Source organism: bacterium, assembly GCA_039961635.1.
Taxonomy (GTDB): Bacteria; 4484-113; 4484-113; order JAGGVC01; family JAGGVC01; genus JABRWB01.
The window spans coordinates 35482-52049 of the sequence record JABRWB010000090.1; the positions used below are offsets into that span (position 1 = coordinate 35482).

General features: G+C 55.0%; 12 protein-coding genes. 7 read left to right on the forward strand and 5 right to left on the reverse strand.

Annotated elements, in window-relative coordinates:
* Window positions 1-60: 60 nt before the first annotated feature.
* From HRF49_11805 to HRF49_11815, 3 genes are read left to right on the forward strand one after another with little or no spacing between them, the layout of a single operon-like run.
* Entirely contained in the window at window positions 61-1464 is a 1404-nt protein-coding gene (locus HRF49_11805) for an efflux RND transporter periplasmic adaptor subunit (protein ID MEP0815331.1), read from the forward strand.
* A 2-nt stretch (window positions 1465-1466) separates the two neighbouring features.
* Window positions 1467-4571 (forward strand): efflux RND transporter permease subunit, encoded by a 3105-nt coding sequence (locus HRF49_11810; GenBank protein ID MEP0815332.1) that lies wholly within the window; start codon window positions 1467-1469, stop codon window positions 4569-4571.
* 3 nt (window positions 4572-4574) lie between these two features.
* A complete protein-coding gene (locus tag HRF49_11815) occupies window positions 4575-6464 on the forward strand; it encodes a SelB C-terminal domain-containing protein (GenBank protein MEP0815333.1) in 1890 nt (629 codons plus the stop codon).
* Between the two features lie 22 nt (window positions 6465-6486).
* Here HRF49_11815 and HRF49_11820 read toward each other — a convergent pair whose 3' ends face one another.
* From HRF49_11820 to HRF49_11830, 3 genes are all read right to left on the reverse strand, one after another.
* Window positions 6487-6783, reverse strand: coding sequence for a hypothetical protein (locus tag HRF49_11820; protein MEP0815334.1), 297 nt, complete (start codon window positions 6781-6783; stop codon window positions 6487-6489).
* A gap of 46 nt (window positions 6784-6829) precedes the next feature.
* A complete protein-coding gene (locus HRF49_11825; GenBank protein ID MEP0815335.1) occupies window positions 6830-9655 on the reverse strand; it encodes a PKD domain-containing protein in 2826 nt (941 codons plus the stop codon).
* A 193-nt stretch (window positions 9656-9848) separates the two neighbouring features.
* Entirely contained in the window at window positions 9849-10241 is a 393-nt protein-coding gene (locus HRF49_11830; GenBank protein ID MEP0815336.1) for a (2Fe-2S)-binding protein, read from the reverse strand.
* A gap of 73 nt (window positions 10242-10314) precedes the next feature.
* Between HRF49_11830 and HRF49_11835 the strand changes: the two genes are divergently transcribed.
* From HRF49_11835 to HRF49_11845, 3 genes are read left to right on the forward strand one after another with little or no spacing between them, the layout of a single operon-like run.
* Window positions 10315-11625, forward strand: a complete 1311-nt coding sequence (locus HRF49_11835) for an imidazolonepropionase (protein ID MEP0815337.1) — start codon at window positions 10315-10317, stop codon at window positions 11623-11625.
* Window positions 11626-11639: 14 nt separating this feature from the next.
* Entirely contained in the window at window positions 11640-12287 is a 648-nt protein-coding gene (locus tag HRF49_11840; protein ID MEP0815338.1) for a cyclodeaminase/cyclohydrolase family protein, read from the forward strand.
* Between the two features lie 7 nt (window positions 12288-12294).
* Window positions 12295-12948: a thiamine phosphate synthase gene (locus tag HRF49_11845; GenBank protein ID MEP0815339.1), complete on the forward strand. Its 654-nt coding sequence runs from the start codon at window positions 12295-12297 to the stop codon at window positions 12946-12948.
* A gap of 34 nt (window positions 12949-12982) precedes the next feature.
* Here HRF49_11845 and HRF49_11850 read toward each other — a convergent pair whose 3' ends face one another.
* A complete protein-coding gene (locus HRF49_11850; GenBank protein MEP0815340.1) occupies window positions 12983-13312 on the reverse strand; it encodes a hypothetical protein in 330 nt (109 codons plus the stop codon).
* A gap of 333 nt (window positions 13313-13645) precedes the next feature.
* Here HRF49_11850 and HRF49_11855 point away from each other — a divergent pair, with 333 nt between their 5' ends.
* Window positions 13646-14707 carry a 4Fe-4S binding protein gene (locus tag HRF49_11855; protein MEP0815341.1) on the forward strand — a complete coding sequence of 354 codons (1062 nt, stop codon included), beginning with the start codon at window positions 13646-13648 and terminating at the stop codon, window positions 14705-14707.
* Window positions 14708-15575: 868 nt separating this feature from the next.
* Here the strand turns inward: HRF49_11855 and HRF49_11860 are convergent.
* Entirely contained in the window at window positions 15576-16403 is an 828-nt protein-coding gene (locus HRF49_11860) for a hypothetical protein (GenBank protein ID MEP0815342.1), read from the reverse strand.
* Window positions 16404-16568: the final 165 nt, after the last annotated feature.

The window sequence follows — 16568 nt, forward strand, 5'->3', positions numbered from 1 at the left end:
AGTCCGGTGTATAATCCGCGCCGGGTTTTTTCCCGGGGCTTTTTGTTTAAGGAAAGAGGCTTGGCTTTTCGACGTGTTTTTGTTTCGCTGTTTCTGGCCGCGCTTTCCGTCGCGCCGGTTTCCGGCTGCAAAAAAAAGGCCGCGGAATCTCCTAAGACCGCTCCCAAGTCCGTCATCGTCCAACCCGTTGCCAGAGGCCCTATACGCAGCACGTTCACGGTTTCGGCAACTTTGGAACCCCAGATCAACGTCCGCATTAGCTCGCAGGTATCCGGACAGATAATGGATCTGCCAGTGAACGAAGGATCCGAAGCTAAAACCGGTCAGCCGCTTGCCTTGATAGATTCTAGGAATTTCATAACCCAGCTTAACCAGCTTCAAGCCGACTTGGTGGGCAAACGCGCCGCATTCGAAAAGCTGAAAAGACTTGCTCGGCCCCAGGAAATCGCGCAACTCGAAGCCAGATTGAAATCCGCCAAAGAAGCTCTTGACAGCGCCGAAAAGAATTTGGAGCGCGCAAATGCCTTGTTCGATGCGGGTGTGATTTCGCTTTCCGAAGTAGAAAAGGCACGCACGGCAAAGGAGGCCGCGCAGGCTGCGTTCACCGATGCAGAGGAAGCGTTGAGCCTCGCCCGGGAAGGGGCGCGCGAGGAAGACTTGATCGCCGCCGAAGCCGCCGTCAAAGCAATCGAAGCACGGATGGAGGAAGTCAAGCTTCTCGTAGAAAAATGCACGATTTCCGCTCCGATTGACGGCGTGGTTGCAAAGGTTTACGTCAATCCAAGCGAAACGGTGCAGCCGGGCACGCCGATCTGCGACTTTGTGAATCTTCAATATATGCAGGCAAAAATCGGATTATCCGAAAATGACCTGGTTCTTGTGCCGCCAGGCTCTCGCGTTCTGGTTCGGCTGAAGCTTGCGCCCGATCAGCCGCTTCCCGGCATTGTGACCGCCATTTCGCCGAATATAGATCCGGAAACCGGAACTTATACGGTCGAAGTAACCGTACCAAATCCGGGCGGTCAGCTTCTCGGCGGTTTTTTCGCCGACTTCGAGTTCACGCGAGCGTTTGCACCCGACGCATTGGTCGTGCCAAGCGATGCTTTGGTTAAGGAAGGCGACAAGTGGTTCGCTTACGTTGTAACCGGCGGGGCTGTGGACAAGCGGGAAGTTAAAACAGGCATCGTCGCGCCGACGCATATGCAGGTAACTGAAGGCCTGTCGGAAAATGAATTACTGGTGATTATTGGCCAACGGCTTCTTTCCGACGGGGATCTGGTCGACATAAAGGAAACTAGAGATCCCAGCCTCCCCGAAATTCCCGGCGCTCCTCAACAAACTGCTCCTGAAGCTCCCACGGCCGAGCCGGAGCAACCGCGGACCGCCAAATCGCCCGAAAGTGAAATCGATCCGGAAAACAATCAAAAGGAAATCGGCGGGGAAGGAAAAGCCAACGGTCGTTGACAATGAGACGATTATCGGATTTCTTCATAGACAATTATCCGTTCGCTCTCATGATGGCGCTGGCTCTGCTTCTTCTTGGAGCGGCTGCATACAAGCTGCTTCCGATTGAAGCCAGCCCAGACGTGCAAATACCCATTGCGATTGTGAGCGCTGTTTATCCCGGTGCACCACCCGAGGATGTCGAGCGTGACGTAACTTCCAAATTAGAGGAATTTGTGTCGCAGCTCGACGAAATTGATTACTACGCCTCGACATCCGACGAAGGTTATTGCCTAATTTGGGTTGTTTTCCAGGCCGGCTCCGACCTTGAGCAGTCTGTGCGCGATGTCCGCGAAAAAATTTCACAGGCGAGGGCCGAGTTGCCGGACGATGTCGAAGATCCGATCGTGGACGACTTTTCCACTGCCGACGTGCCCACCGTCATTCTATCGCTTTCTTCGGCGGCATCCGAATCCGAAACTCACGAAGTTGCGCGGGAAATTGAAGACAGGATAGAACTCGTTTCCGGCGTCAACCGCGTGGATGTTTTCGGAGGAAGGAAGCGGGAAATCCGCGTCAATGTTGATCAGGACAAGCTGAACCATTACAGGATTCCACTGCAGCAGCTTGTATCGCGGCTGAAGGCTGGGAGCGCCGACATACCCGCGGGCTCCCTCGATTTGGGGGACACCAAATACACGATTCGAACGCGCAATCGTTTTGGTTCGCTGGACGAAATGGAGCGGATGGTGGCCGCGGAAGTCGGCGGCAAGCCGATTTACCTGCGCGATGTCGCCGAAATCGTGGATGGATTCGAAGAGAGAAATACATTCGCCAGGCTTAACGGCAAGCCTTCGATAAACTTTCTCGTATACAAAAAGGACAACGCGAACACGATCGATACGAGCGTCGCCGTGCAGAACGAACTTGAATCATTCAAAAAGGAGCTTCCGCCGGGCTTTTCATTCGTTGTAACAGGAGACCAGGCGGAAACTTCGCGCAAGCAGATTTCACTGATGCTGACGTCCGCGATATACGGCGCGGTTCTGGTGGTTTTGGTTATTTTCGTTTTTCTCGGTTTCCGCAATTCCATTTTGATCAGCCTTGCCATTCCGCTGTCGCTTTCATTTCCATTCGTCTGGCTTCTGTATAAAGGCTACAGCTTCAACAACGTCACGATGTTTGGCCTGGTGCTTGTCGTTGGCGTTTTGGTGGACGACGCGATTATCGTCGTAGAAAACATTTACAGGTGGCTTGAGAAGGGAGTCCCGCGCGCGATCGCCGCAAAATCCGCCGCGCACGAGGTCGGTACCGCGATCCTATTCAGCGGGGCTACAACGATTGCCGCGTTTGCTCCGATGACTGTAATGACCGGAGTAACCGGCCAATTCATGAAGTTTATTCCGATAACAGTTATTGCGGCGATCGTTGGCGCGATGTTCAGCGCGCACACGGTCATTCCCGCGCTGGCCGCAAGACACTTGGTCAAATCCAAAATCGCGTCCAAAAGCACAAAGGCTGCCGGATTCGTCTCCAGGGCAAAAAAAAAGTATCTTAGTTCGCTCAACTATCTTCTGCGAAAGCCGCTTGCAATTCCAGGCGCGGTTTTGGCTCTTTGGATTGTTTCTATCGGATTGATCGTATCCGGCGCGCTGGATTTCGAGTTTTTTCCCGACGCGAAATTACCCGATTTCACCTTTTCGATAACTGCGCCGGTCGGGACGAGTTTGGATGCGATGGACAGACTCGCAAAACAAGCAGAAGAAAGGATTGAAGCGTTTTCGGACGACCTGGTTTTTACAACTACAAATGTAGGCTCCTCGGGATTCACAACGCATTCATTCCAAAGATCCTCCTCGGGTTCTAACATCGCATCCATTCAGGGAAAACTGAAAACGGAAAACGTTGATCGGATCACGGCGCTGACCGACAAAATGAGGGATGCATTAAAAGGCATCCCCGGAGCGGAGTTCGAATTCGAAGCGTTAACCACCGGGCCGCCCAAGGACGCTCCCGTAGTGATCCGAATAACCGGCGACGACCTGGAGCTGATGCCGGAATTGATAGAGCAGGTTAAATCCAAACTGGCCGCGATACCCGGGCTCGTGGATATTCGTGACAACTTCGACGAGACCAGACCCGAATTGTCGGTGGTGATCGATAGAGCCAAGGCCTCGCTGTCGGGGCTTGATCCCGCATCGGCCGCACTGGCTTTGAGAATGGCTTTCACGGGCATTGACGCGGGCGAGTATTTTGACGAACGGCTGAATGAACAAGTTGATATAGTTGTCACCTACCCCGAATCAGCCAGGCAGACTCCGTCCCAGCTTGCGCGCATTTCTCTGCTCGGCGCAATGGGAACTTCGGTTCCGTTGAATCAAATCGCGACCGTGGATTTCACGTCGGGGAGGCAGGCCATCCAGCGCCGAAACGGCGTAAGAATCGCGGAGGTGCGGGCGGGGGTTTCCGGCATTTCACCGTTTGCCGGATTGGCCAAAGCGAAGGCCGCAATGCGGGAAATCAAGTTGCCCCGCGGCTTTTCAATCCAATACTCCGGCGAAAACGAAGACCGGGACAAAAGCTTCGGCAGCCTTGGAATCGCGATGCTCATCGCTATAATTGTAATTTTCGCGCTCCTCGTTCTCAACTTCCGCAGCTTTCTTCAGCCGCTGGTTGTGATGGGAACGATCCCCTTCAGCATGATCGGGGTGGTTTTCGGACTGCTCATTACCGGAAATTCTTTCGGCATTATGTCCTTCGTAGGGATAATCGCGCTTTCGGGCATTGTCGTAAACGATGCAATCGTGCTAGTGGACTACATAAATCAGCTGCGGGCAAAGGGAATGCGCAAGGCTCTTGCGGTGCGCCAGGCTTGCCTGGACAGGATGCGACCCGTTTTTCTTACTTCAATAACCACTATTTTCGGAATTCTGCCGCTCGCCAGCGGTATCGCTGTCGGGTGGAAGACCGGATACAGCGAGCTTTGGACTCCGCTCGGATGGACGATGATTTTCGGCCTGGCGATGAGCACGTTTCTCGTGCTTCTGGTTATTCCCTCTATATATATGGTTTTGACTTGGATTGAGGAAGATTGGGCGCCGCGCATTTTTGGCGGGAGCGGTGAGTGACCTATGCCGGTTATCGGAACAGCGGGCCACGTTGACCACGGCAAAAGCACGCTGCTCGAAAAGCTGACCGGCCGCAATCCGATGCACCTGCCCGAGGAGCATGCGCGCGGCCTGACTATCGAGCTTGGCTTCAGCTACTGGCGCTCTCCGTCCGGCCGTGAATGCGGAATCGTGGACGTTCCGGGCCATGGAACTTTCGTCCGAAACATGGCCGGCGGCGCGTACGCGCTGGACGGCGTCCTTTTCGTGGTTGCGGCGGACGACGGATGGAAACCGCAATCGGAAGAGCATTTTTTCATCTGCCGAAGCGTGCGGATTCCGCGCGGCATAGTTGTAATTACAAAAGCCGATCTCGTATCGGAGCGACAGCTGGAAGACTTGCGCGACGAACTGGAGCTGCGGCTTGCGGACACCTTTCTCGATGGCGCTCCGATAATCCCGTGGAGTGCGTTCGATCCATCCAGCCACGGCAACTTGATCGGCAAAATTGATGAAATGCTCGCGTCGATACCGCCTGCTCCGGACATAGCCAAGCCGCGAATCTGGGCCGACCGCTCGTTCAAGATTGAAGGCGCCGGTCATATAATTACGGGCACCCTGGCGGGAGGCGGGATTAAATCCGGCGATGAAATGCATGTTTATCCCCAGGGCGTCCAAGCGCGCGTCAAGCGGATTGAAATGCATGGGCGAAATGTGCAGGCCGTTCCGCCCGGCTCGCGCGTTGCTCTTAATCTTGCGGTACCCGGAAGATATCCTCCCGAACGCGGCAGCCTGCTTTCCGGGGGTAAACCGCCCAAAGCCGCCGAAGAAATATGGGCGAACATCGAAATCGCGCCATCCTGGGAGCCGGGACTTAAAAGCGGAGGAACTTACCTCGGCCATCTTGGCACCGCTTCGTTCGAAATCCGTGTCTTCCCCGAAGAGCGGCGCAAACTCGGCCCCGGCGAACGCGCCGTCGCCCGCCTGACGGTTTCGCCCGGCGCACCCGCGGAAATCGGCGATCATATAATTGTGTTTTCAAGTTCCCGACATGGAGTGGTGGCGGCATGCGAGGTTGTCTATGCGGATTCGATACCCAAGCGCTCCAAAACCTCGGTCGTATTTTCCGCGATGAAAGCCTGCTCCCCACCGGAGCCCGAGTCCACCGTCTTGCTGAAATCCGCAATTTCTCCTACAGGTATTTCCGCTCTTGAATATTCCACCAAGTTTTCACTGGAGGCTTGCGTTAAAGCTGCCGAATCCCTCGCATCGGAAGGCCGCATCGTAATTATCGGCGATTCTCCCGACAAATTCGCAGTCGGAATTGAGTCGCTCGCCGCCTTAAACGATATCCTCGAAAAGCAACTTCCGGCGCTCGCAAGCGAGCCATCAAACTTGGACGGAATTCCATTCGGCCGTTTCAAGCTTCCGGTCGACTTGCCGGAGCAATTCAAAAAAGCTTTACTTACGCGATTCGCAGCCGGTCTGTCAGGCTGGACCGCTCGCGAACAAACTCTGATTCGAGAAGGCGCGACTACTGCCAACATCGAAAGCGACCCCGCGGCCCAGCGCGTGCTTGCGCGATTCAATACGGCTGTTTCGGAATATCCGACCTTGAAACAACTTTACTTTGAGTTCCAAAGAGACAAAAAGGCTGTCACGAGGCTTCTTGAGGAAAAGATTCTCGTAAGATGCCCCGGCGACATAGTAATTCCGGCCAAACGGCTGGCCGCTTTAAAAAGCATTCTAGTCGAATTACTTAAGCGCAGGGAGTCGCTCACCGTTCCCGAGATAAAAGACGCGTGGGGGCTGACGCGCAAACACGCGATACCGCTTTTGGAATACTTCGATTCAATTGGATTGACCGCACGCGGCGAAAATGTCAGGACCCGCGGCCCCAAATTTCCTCAATAAGATTTAGCTCGCAGCCTGGATGCTAAAACGTTCTTCCCTTTGACATGTCTTCGTCGGATTTGGGGGAAGGCGGGGTCTGTCTTGGCTCCGCTGCCTGCTGCTGCCTTGCGCTGCTTGATTCGGACAGGATTCCGCTGTAGCGGTATTGCGATTCCTCGTCCCGCAGTCTGTCCGACTCACGGTCGAACTCCTGCTTGAACTTGTGAAAGAAGTCTGCGTACGCTTTACCGGCCGTTGCGGGATCGCCCGACTGGTTGAACCGGGCGAACACCAAACCGGCCACGTAATGTAGATGCGTTTCGTTTTCGTGTTCGATCATTTTGTAATCCCTTATGCAGAGAGTCGGATTATACAACAGCGGGACGCTACGGCACAAAGTATTTCGCGAATTTGAGACCGTACTCGTTTGTCTGGTTTTGGAAATAAGCGACGTGCGGGACTCCGTTCGCGTCAAAGTCCAGCGAGCAGTATTCGCCAACCCTGCGCCATCCGTCGCCGTCGTCGATCCATGTCACGTCCCAGCCGCTGCCGTTCCACTTCGCGAACTTCAGGAATCTGTCCGTGCTGTCATAGAATGCAATGCACGGATTTCCATCGGAATCGAATTTGAGCGAGTTATATTTGCCCGCGGCAACGGCTCCCTGACCGAAAACAACCTGGGATGCCCAGTCGGTTCCCGTCCAGGACGCGTACAAAAGATCGTCCACGTCGCTGTCCCAGTACCAAGCTATGGCGGGATTGCCGGATGCATCCAACGCAAGCGATCCCTCGCCTTTACCGTTCTCGGTTCCGGAATCCACCGTCTTACGGCTCCAGCTTGAACCCGTCCACCAGAACGACTCGAACAGCTCGTTTGGAATTCCGCCCGAATCGATCGTATATAAGAATGCAACCGGATTGCCGGAACTATCATGGATTAACGAGCAAGAGGTCGCCGCACTGGGCATTGGCGATGCATTCCACGAGGTGCCGTTCCATCTGACGATTCTGCAGTCGTTCGGCTGACCGGCGTTCCTGTGCACTATCGCAGCCGTATCCGGATCGAAATAATCCAACGATGCATCCACGCCGTAAAGCCCGACGCCGGGTCCGTCTCCGTCAACAATCTCTCCGTTCCATTGCGAGCCGTCCCACCAGGATACCTTTAGATCGCTCAACGGCGTATCCAAACTCTCGTAGGAATACTGATACGCGACAAGCGGATTTCCTTCCGCGTCGAACTCCAGACTCGCATACGAACCGCAGGCGCCGCCTGACGCGTCGTCGATATCGGAAATCACCCACTGGTCGTTTTGTTTTTGCGCAAATCTAAGAATATAAGATTCGGCGCTGGTTCGTTTCTGGTAAACCACGGTGGGGGTGCCATCCGGGCCGAATTCAAAGTCCACATTTTGCCCGAGCTGCGTCGTGCCTCCGTATTCAATGAACTCCTTGATCCAGCCGTAAACCGACACATCTATCGTAGCGGTTGACTGCATACCGTCGTTGTCAGTCACCCTTAACTTGCACTTGTACAAGCCGGATTTCGTGTAAATGTGAAGTACCGTTGGATCGGTGAGCGAATCCAAATCGTAACTTCCATTGTTTTCCCAGTCCCACTCGTATTTCGTAATCACCCCGCCGTCGTCGAAGCTTGAAGACGCGTCGAAATGCACCGTTAAAGGCGGGAATCCGGCGGAATCTTCCGAAAGAATAACCGCAACCGGCAGGGCTTGAGCCAGGATTCCAAGGGAAAACTCGTCCGTTGCTCCCATATTGTCCGTGACTCGTAGGTTGGGAGCGTAAAGACCCGCTGATTCATATGTGTATTGAACAACTTCGCCGGTATTCCTGACGTCGTCGAAAATCCCGTCCCCATCGAAATCCCATTCGAAACTGACCAAACTTCCCCCCATATCGAAGCTAGACGCCGGATTGTAATTCACCGTCAACGGCACCAAACCCTGCTGAACATCCACGGTGAAATTCGCGGTGGGCGGCCTGTTGATGAGGACCTCCGCGGATGCCGTCGCGCTCGATCCTCGGTCGTCTGTTACGCGCACCACGGGATTGTACGATCCGGGTTTCCGATAGGTAACCACAATTTGGGGATCAACCTTGTTAAATGCGTCGTAGCTGCCGTCACCGTCATAATCCCAGTCGTATTTGACTATCACCCCATCCGGATCCAGCGAAGCGCCGGCATCCAAGGTAATGTCAACCGGCGGATTTCCGGCTTCTGGATTTGCGATTAAGGACGCGACCGGAGCTACGTTCGGCACGACAGTTACTGAAATCGTGAATTCAAATTCGTCGCTGCCGAATTGATTCGTAGCAACAACCGAGCAATCGAAATCTCCTTCTGATTCCGAAAGCGTCACAACAGGATTTTGGCCCGTCGGATTGGACGGCGTGGCCGCTTCGCCCAAATCCCATAGCAGCATTACGGGCTCGGTACCGGAATACACGGCTTCAAACGTGATCTCTTGGGATGCTTCCCCCGACAGCGGAGAAACTGAAACAACCTCCGGCGGCTGCCCTATTTCAACCGGGTCGCTATCGGCGCCGTGATTTCCTTGTGAATCAACCGGACGGACCAATACGTACCGGAGCGCGTTTTGAGGAAGCGAAAATTTAAGTTTGGTTCCAGCCTCCTTGATACCGCCCAGTTCGTCAAGATTCACGGCGGCGAGAAGCTGAAAATCTGCCGCGGGACTGTTCGAAGTCAAAACTTCGTAACCGGCCACTTCGTTGAGGAAATTCAATGCGATTTGCGTTATATCGCTGACTCCGACTTCGCCGCTCGCGTCGCCGTCAACCCAGGTTTCATAGATATCGTTCCCCAATCCGTCGTCGGTATCGGCCAAATAATTGATCGCGATTGGCGTGACATCGGAAACTCCAACCTCGCCGGTACGGTCGTAATCCCCCCGATTTTGATAGCTCCAGGACAATTCTCCGGTGTCTTCGCCGTATTCCAGATCCAATACCCTTCCAAGCTCGCCGGAGGCAACCTGCGAGCTGGTCCGCAGCGTTCCAGCGCGGCCCGCGTGCAGAAGAAGCGATTCAAGGCGGCTTCGCAGCGCTTCGAATACATCTTCACTGCACTCCTGCGGAACCGGAATTTGGGAGAGGCGCATCAGTTCGTAATCCAGAGGCGGCTTTTGTTCGATCGTCACAGATGACATAATGGCCGGCGGCTCGTCGCTCAACTGCGTTCTTGTGCCTCCTCCTGCCTTGCAGGAAAGAAGAACAAAACCGGCAGTCGCCCCCAACACGATAAAAGAAAAAAAACGCAACCCGCGGACTCCATATGAAGACATTTTGCTTTCTCCAAACTGCAACGGATGATAAGACGTAAAATTATACCGCGGTTTTTTCCGTCGAAGTCCTTTTCCCCGAAAATTATTCCCCCTTGAGTTTCATATCCGGATGCCCGATTTCCTCGTCCGACCAATGCGGAAGCTGATAAGTTCCATCCTTTTCCCACGGTCTCTCTTCAAACGGCAGCTCGTTTACAAATTCGATTGCCGCGTCCCCGCAAATCTTGTTTTGGCAGGCGAGCCTGATTTCCGGCTCCTTCACTTCCTTCAGAGCAAGTACGAACCGCTCGAACTCGTTCGGCGCGGAAAAATGTTCGAGCCCGGACACCACCCTGCATCTGCATGTTGCGCAACGCGCCCTGCCCTTGCAGTTGTGGCGTATCGGCATCCTGCGCTCGACGAGCTGCCGCAGAATGGTTTCATCGGACGAAATCTCGATTGTCTCGCCGGTGTTCAAAATCGTCAGTTTGGGCATGGCTTCTCCTTGAACCTCAAGTTTCTACCCGCGAGCGCAAAACGTTATCGCCGCGCGCCTTGGCCGTTCTATAATGCACCGGAAGCCGTCAATCCGGCTTTCGTCGCCGATGTTCGACATCCTTTTGAAAAACACGACCGCCATCACCCTTTCCGAAGGAGAAATTCCGCGCAGAGGCGAGGCCATGCGCGAGCTTGGAGGGGTCCTAAACGCCTACATCGGAATCGATTCGGTTAGTGGAACAATCAGCTACCTAGGCGTCCACGAGCCGGGTGAGATTGGGGATAACTGTGAAGTAGTGGATTGCGAAAGGCGGCTCGTTCTTCCGGGATTTGTCGACCCGCACACGCACCTTGTTTTCGCCGGCTCCCGCCCAAACGAATTCTACCTGCGCGCCGCGGGCAAAACATACCTCGACATAAGCAAGTCCGGAGGCGGGATCGCGGCAAGCATCAAGGCAAACCGCGACGCCACGATGAATGAACTTGTATTGTCGGGACTTCGCCACACCTGGGAAATGGCCAGATGCGGGACGACGACAATCGAAGCAAAAAGCGGCTACGGCCTTTCTTTCGAAGCGGAAGTCAAATCGCTTGAAGCAATCCGGGAAGTTTCAAGTCTGGCTCCGCAGGAGATAGTCCCGACATTCCTCGGCGCGCACGCGATTCCGCCGGAATACTTGAACAGGCGTGAGGAGTATCTCGATCTCGTCCGCGGCCCTATGATGCGGGAGATTGCTTCCCGCAAGCTGGCCGAATTCGTCGACGTCTTCGTCGAGGACGGCGCTTTCTCGCTTGCCGAAGGCAGACGCGTTTTGGAGTCCGCAAAATGCTCCGGTTTGGGAATCAGGATTCACGCGGACGAATTCACCAATATGGGGGTAGCCGCTCTCGGTGTCGAGTTCGGCGCGGCCAGCGTTGACCACCTTGGCGCAATCGGCGAATCCGGAATCACCGCCCTCGCCGACTCTGATACAGTAGCCATTTTGATGCCGGGAACAATCTTTTTCGTCGGAAGCGACGGTTACGCCCCGGCGCGCCGATTGATCGACTCGGGCGCCGCGGTCGCGCTCGCAACCGACCTCAATCCCGGCAGCAGCATGATTTTCTCGATGCCCCTTGTCATGACGCTCGCAGCACTCAAAATGCGGATGACCGCGGAGGAATGCATCACAGCTGCAACCGTCAACGCCGCGTATTCCCTCGGCCGCGCACATCGCAAGGGTACGCTTGCTCCCGGTAAAGATGCCGATTTAATCATCTTTGACGTATCCGATCCCGCCGAAATCCCCTACCGGATGGGCCAGGACATCGTAAGCGACGTGATGATCGGCGGCCGCTGGATCAAGCGCAATCATACGATGCTTTGGAGACCGCAATTTTAATTTTGGAGGAATCCGTGGGACACGTAACCGAAAAACCGATCGGCGTTTTAGCAGAAAAAATGGCGGAGGGAGCCAAGTTTCCGGACGGCGGAATGGCCGCCGGCTTGGCGGGTTTATTCGCCACCTCGCTTTGCCGCAAGTCGCTCTCCCGGCTCGTTTCGGCGCATCCCGACGCACTTTCCAAATCCGAAGCGGATGCGTACGCCTGGGAGCTTGAAGACGCCGCGGCGCACTTCGAAAAGCTCCTGGACAAACAGAAGGAAGCGCTCAAAGCATTAAATCAGTTCGCCAAAGGCGCAGCTCCCGAATCCGATCCACCCCTCACCGAAGAAGAAATCTACCGCCAGGCCGTCTCCGTCCCCGCCGCAATCGCGGCGTCCGCCAGCCGCGTTCTTTCAGTCGCGGCCAAGCTAATCTCCGCCGCTCCATCCGAGCTTAAAAGCGACCTCGGTGTCGCACTCCACCTGCTTTACGCCGCTTTCATCGGCGGAAAGCTCAAAATGAACGACCATTTTGCGCATGCGCAGGCTCTCGATTCCGAATTCGTCGCCAAGACCCGCCGCACATTCCAAGATGTGGAAGACGCGGTCAGCCAGCTCGTCGGCCCCGGTCTCGAATCCGTATGGGCTGCCATCGAACCCAAGCGCATCGAGGCGGAATAGAATTCCAATGAACACTGCTCCCAAATCCTGGCTGAATGACGCGCGGCTGTGGATGATCACCGACACGGCGGCAGCCCGCGGCCGCGCGATTCCGGAATTGGTCGCTCAGGGCGTCGCCGGAGGAGTTGACGTTGTCGTAGTCCGGTTCAAGGAGTTATCCGGCCCTCCCTTTATATCCGCGGCGCGCCCGATCGCAGCCATCTGCCGCGATCTCGGCGTGCCTTGGGTGCTCTCCCACAACCTCGACCTTGTGTCCGCGCTCGATCCGGACGGCGTCCATCTTGGAGCCGGCGACCCTACCATCGCGGAAGCGCGCGCCCAGCTCGCCCGCAATGCTGTAATCGGTTACTCGGCTCACACGATAGGCGAAATCGGCCGTGTCAAAGCCGCCGGCGCCGATTACGCCTGGTTCTCGCCCATTTACCCGACGAAAAAGGACGGAAAAGCCGTTTTCGGCATCGGCGTCGAATCCGCCCGCCGCGCGCTCGAAACCGCTGGAGATTTTCCTCTTGTCTTCCTCGGCGGCGTGAATGCAGACAACGCGCACGAGCTCGCGGCAATCGGCGGAACCCGCATCGCGGCCATCGGCGCGATTATCGGCGCGGACGATGTGGAATCCGCCGCGCGCAAATTGAAAGCGGCGTTATCCGGGGAATCATAATTTGCGGCCGCGCCTGTCGCCGGGCGTCTTAAACCTACGACCCCTCTTCCTTTTTTGCGCTCCCGCCTTTCATCAGCATCATCCGAGGGAACTCTTCCTTGAAGTCGGTGAATAGGTAATACAGCATCAGCACCGGATTGATTTCGCCTTCGCTTTCCCGGTTCAAATCTTCCATCAAATGCCCGGCCACCTCGTTTGCGTCCAGGCTCTCGGCCATCTTCAAGAACTCGCGCGATAAAAACACGCCTTTGTTGGAGTGCATCGCACGCACGAAAAACTGCTCCGGCATCCGGGCGTCAAACTCCGGCTCCGGCTTGAATTCGAAGCTGAACTGCATACCGCTTTCGTCTTTCACTTCGCCCATCGGCCGAAATTATACCGCAAAATGCTCCGTACGGCCTTACACAAGGAGGTGCGTCGCGGCCGCCGAAGCACCGGATTAGACATCCGGCGTCCGCGAATGTTCCATTCCATGAAAAATAAGCAAAACCGGGAAGCGCGCCCTTCAGGGCGCATAATCCAATCCCTCAATCACGCGGCGCGAGCCGCGCCTCCCAAATCCTGGATTGTGTTCCTCTTCACAAACATCTTCCGTCTCCAAACAGGTAAACAGGTATGGTAATACCTAAATGTGACGCCCGTTCCCAAGCCTACGCGATTCCCCGCCGCCCTATGGCGCCGCTTCGAAGCTTTTTCGATGTGGTACTGCGGCCTCGACCGTCTCGCCCGCAAGCCCGCCCACTCGCCGATTCAGCCTTTCCGGCTTCTCGTTCAGCTCGCGTTCCTCGCGATCACGATCAATATCGGCTGGCGGTTCGCGATTTTCGTAGGCTCGCTCGCCGGCGACGGCCCCGTCCTTCCCCGCCCCGCGGGAGTCGAGGCCTGGCTGCCCATCTCCTCGCTCATCAGCCTCAAGTACCTGGCCGCAACCGGCATTTGGAACGACATCCATCCTGCCGGACTTGCGCTGTTCCTCATTATTCTCGCCACCGCCCTTTTGCTCAAGCGCGCTTTTTGCAGCTGGGTTTGTCCTATCGGCCTGCTCGAGGAATTCCTCGCCCGCCTCGGTCTGGCCGCTTTCCGCCGCAAAATCATTGTCCCGCCTTGGCTCGACTTCCCGCTGCGCTCCATCAAGTACCTTTTGCTAGTCTTTTTCGCCTTCTCCGTCTGGGGAATGTCGGTGGAGCGCCTGCGCGGCTTCATCGAAAGCCCGTACAACAAGGTCGCCGACATAAAGATGATGAAGTTCTTCATGCACATTTCCCCCACCGCCGCGGCCGTCCTCGCGGCCCTCGTTATCCTAAGCTTCCTCGTGCCTTACTTCTGGTGCCGCTACCTATGCCCGTACGGAGCGCTGCTCGGGCTGGCCGGCGTCGTCAGCCCGCTCACGGTCAAGCGCAGCGCCGATACCTGCATCTCCTGCCAGGCCTGCACGAAGGTCTGCCCCGCGGCGATAACCGTCCACCGCCTCGAATCCGTCGAGACCGACGAGTGCCACGCCTGTCTTAAGTGCGCGGACGCCTGCCCGGTCCCGCTCACGCTGCTCCTGTCCGGCCCGCAGAAGAAGCCCCGCCCGGTCAACAAATACGCCTTCGCCGCGCTCGTCGTCCTGTTTTTCGTCGTCGGAGTGGCAGCGGCGTCGCTGTCGGGCAAATGGCGCACGAGCATCCCCCCGGAAGAGTACCGGACGCACTATTCGCAAATGTCCGGCCCGGAGTACACGCATAGCGCGGCGATGGAAAGCCGTTCCGATTCGTAGGGGGGTGTGGCACACGCCCGCCGCCCCGCCGGAAACAAGTTAGCAGTTGACAGTTCCGAGTTGACAGTTGCTTCGCGTTCTTGAGCGGCGATGCATTGGTTTTAACTGTCCAACTGTCAACTGTCCAACTGTCAACTTGGGTATTTCTAACTGTCAACTGTCCAACTGTCAACTCTTTTACCTCTTGACAACCCCCCTTCCCGCCGCTATAATGACCGGCAGTTCACAGGGGATCGCATCCATTCGGGTTTTTGCATTGCAGGCAGGAAGCGCGGCCTCCAGGCCCCGTGCCGGGACGCATGCCCATTCCCTCCGGGAACATATTTCCCCGCGCCCGCATACCCAAACGCGATATGCCGGCCATCTAAAGACCGGCGCTACACCATTCCCCTATGACATATACCGAAAACTGCGATGACTTAAAACGCGGCACCCGCCCGGATAAACAATGAGCGCGGTCTAGAGGCCGCGTCGCGAAAGGCGCGGCCTATCGTCTTGAGGAAACAATTACACCAACGGCGCAAGCGTATTCGTCGTCACGAATGACAACGGCTTTGGCGAGCTCGTCCGCAACCTCGGCGCGAGCATCCTTAAAGTGGGGGAAATGTTCAAGTATTAGACTAGCGGGAGGGGTGAAAGGGGGGGGCGCTTCTACGAATCCGTGGATTCACTGCAAAAGGCCCTGAACGAATGGCTGATCTTTTACAACAACGAGCGTCCACACCATGGCTACTGCAATTTGGGGAAATGCCCGATTTACACCATTAACGAATTCCATAATAGCGTTAGATAAGATGATTAGTAGTACATCCTATGAAACAAATTGCATTGTAATTAATGATTGTCAATAATAGTGGAGTGCATTTACTTAAATATTCGGATCAACCACCCTCCCCTCTGACACCGGCTGGCTCCATTTTACTTCTTGCCACTGCTTGGATGAATAGCGGATTACATATGTATCATCGTAAGTTTCCAACGCAAGTAATGCGCCATTACGAACGTAATTCCAATAAAAGTAGGAAGCATTGTTATCCTTATAACTCGCAGGATCGCCATACTTAGCCCTGTACATAAGAACAGTCTTGTTCCATTCCGCTTCGCTGACGGTGTCTTTGGGAAGGGAAATAAGTATTTCCGCTATTACGCTTCCATATACGCATACCCCAAGTGTGCCAAAATCCCCCGCTTTGTCGAATGAAATTGTGGACACCGGGGAATTGTGCAAGTAGTAGGTTAACCAGTAATCCTTTTCAACAACATTATTGGAACGCTCTTGTATTAATTCTGCATTAAGACTGGCTGCCTTTGAAGACACTTCGCCTAAAACAAAACCTGTGCCTAATTCTATGCCGCCAAAACCCCTTATTTCAATGTTGGTTTCTCCTTGCCGTGGGGAATAAAACGAATTATCTTCAACTAGGTCAAGCGTATAAATGCGGAGATCATCGAGCGAAGAAGAATAATGCGCCCAAACTGCCAAATAAGGACCTGATGCCGACTCCCAAACCGCAAGCGACATTCCATAGTTGTCTATCCATATTAACGAATGAAAACTATCTGAATCGCTAATACTTGGCTCCCAGCCAAAAATCGACTTCAAAAAATCCTTGAAATCTCCCCATTGATTAAATGTGATATCCGATTTATATGATTCGATTCTAAATGCGGCAAGGCCTTCTCCTTTGAAAAACAACGTAACTGCAGAATGAGGCTGAAGCCATTGCCATGACCCCAATATGGAAATGTGGTCAGTTTCAAATTGTACTACTAACCATCTTGTCTAACGCTCTTTTGGAATTCGTTAATGGTGTCGATCGGGCGTTTTCCCATGTTGCGGTAGCCATGATGTGGACGCTCG

What these genes read in the sequence shown, in the direction of transcription:
- HRF49_11810 (MEP0815332.1), top strand. Translation starts at nt 1,467, where the DNA reads ATGAGACGATTATCGGATTTCTTCATAGACAATTATCCGTTCGCTCTC.
- HRF49_11820 (MEP0815334.1), bottom strand. Translation starts at nt 6,783, where the DNA reads ATGATCGAACACGAAAACGAAACGCATCTACATTACGTGGCCGGTTTG.
- HRF49_11835 (MEP0815337.1), top strand. Translation starts at nt 10,315, where the DNA reads ATGCACCGGAAGCCGTCAATCCGGCTTTCGTCGCCGATGTTCGACATC.
- HRF49_11850 (MEP0815340.1), bottom strand. Translation starts at nt 13,312, where the DNA reads ATGGGCGAAGTGAAAGACGAAAGCGGTATGCAGTTCAGCTTCGAATTC.
- HRF49_11830 (MEP0815336.1), bottom strand. Translation starts at nt 10,241, where the DNA reads ATGCCCAAACTGACGATTTTGAACACCGGCGAGACAATCGAGATTTCG.
- HRF49_11815 (MEP0815333.1), top strand. Translation starts at nt 4,575, where the DNA reads ATGCCGGTTATCGGAACAGCGGGCCACGTTGACCACGGCAAAAGCACG.
- HRF49_11845 (MEP0815339.1), top strand. Translation starts at nt 12,295, where the DNA reads ATGAACACTGCTCCCAAATCCTGGCTGAATGACGCGCGGCTGTGGATG.
- HRF49_11855 (MEP0815341.1), top strand. Translation starts at nt 13,646, where the DNA reads ATGTGGTACTGCGGCCTCGACCGTCTCGCCCGCAAGCCCGCCCACTCG.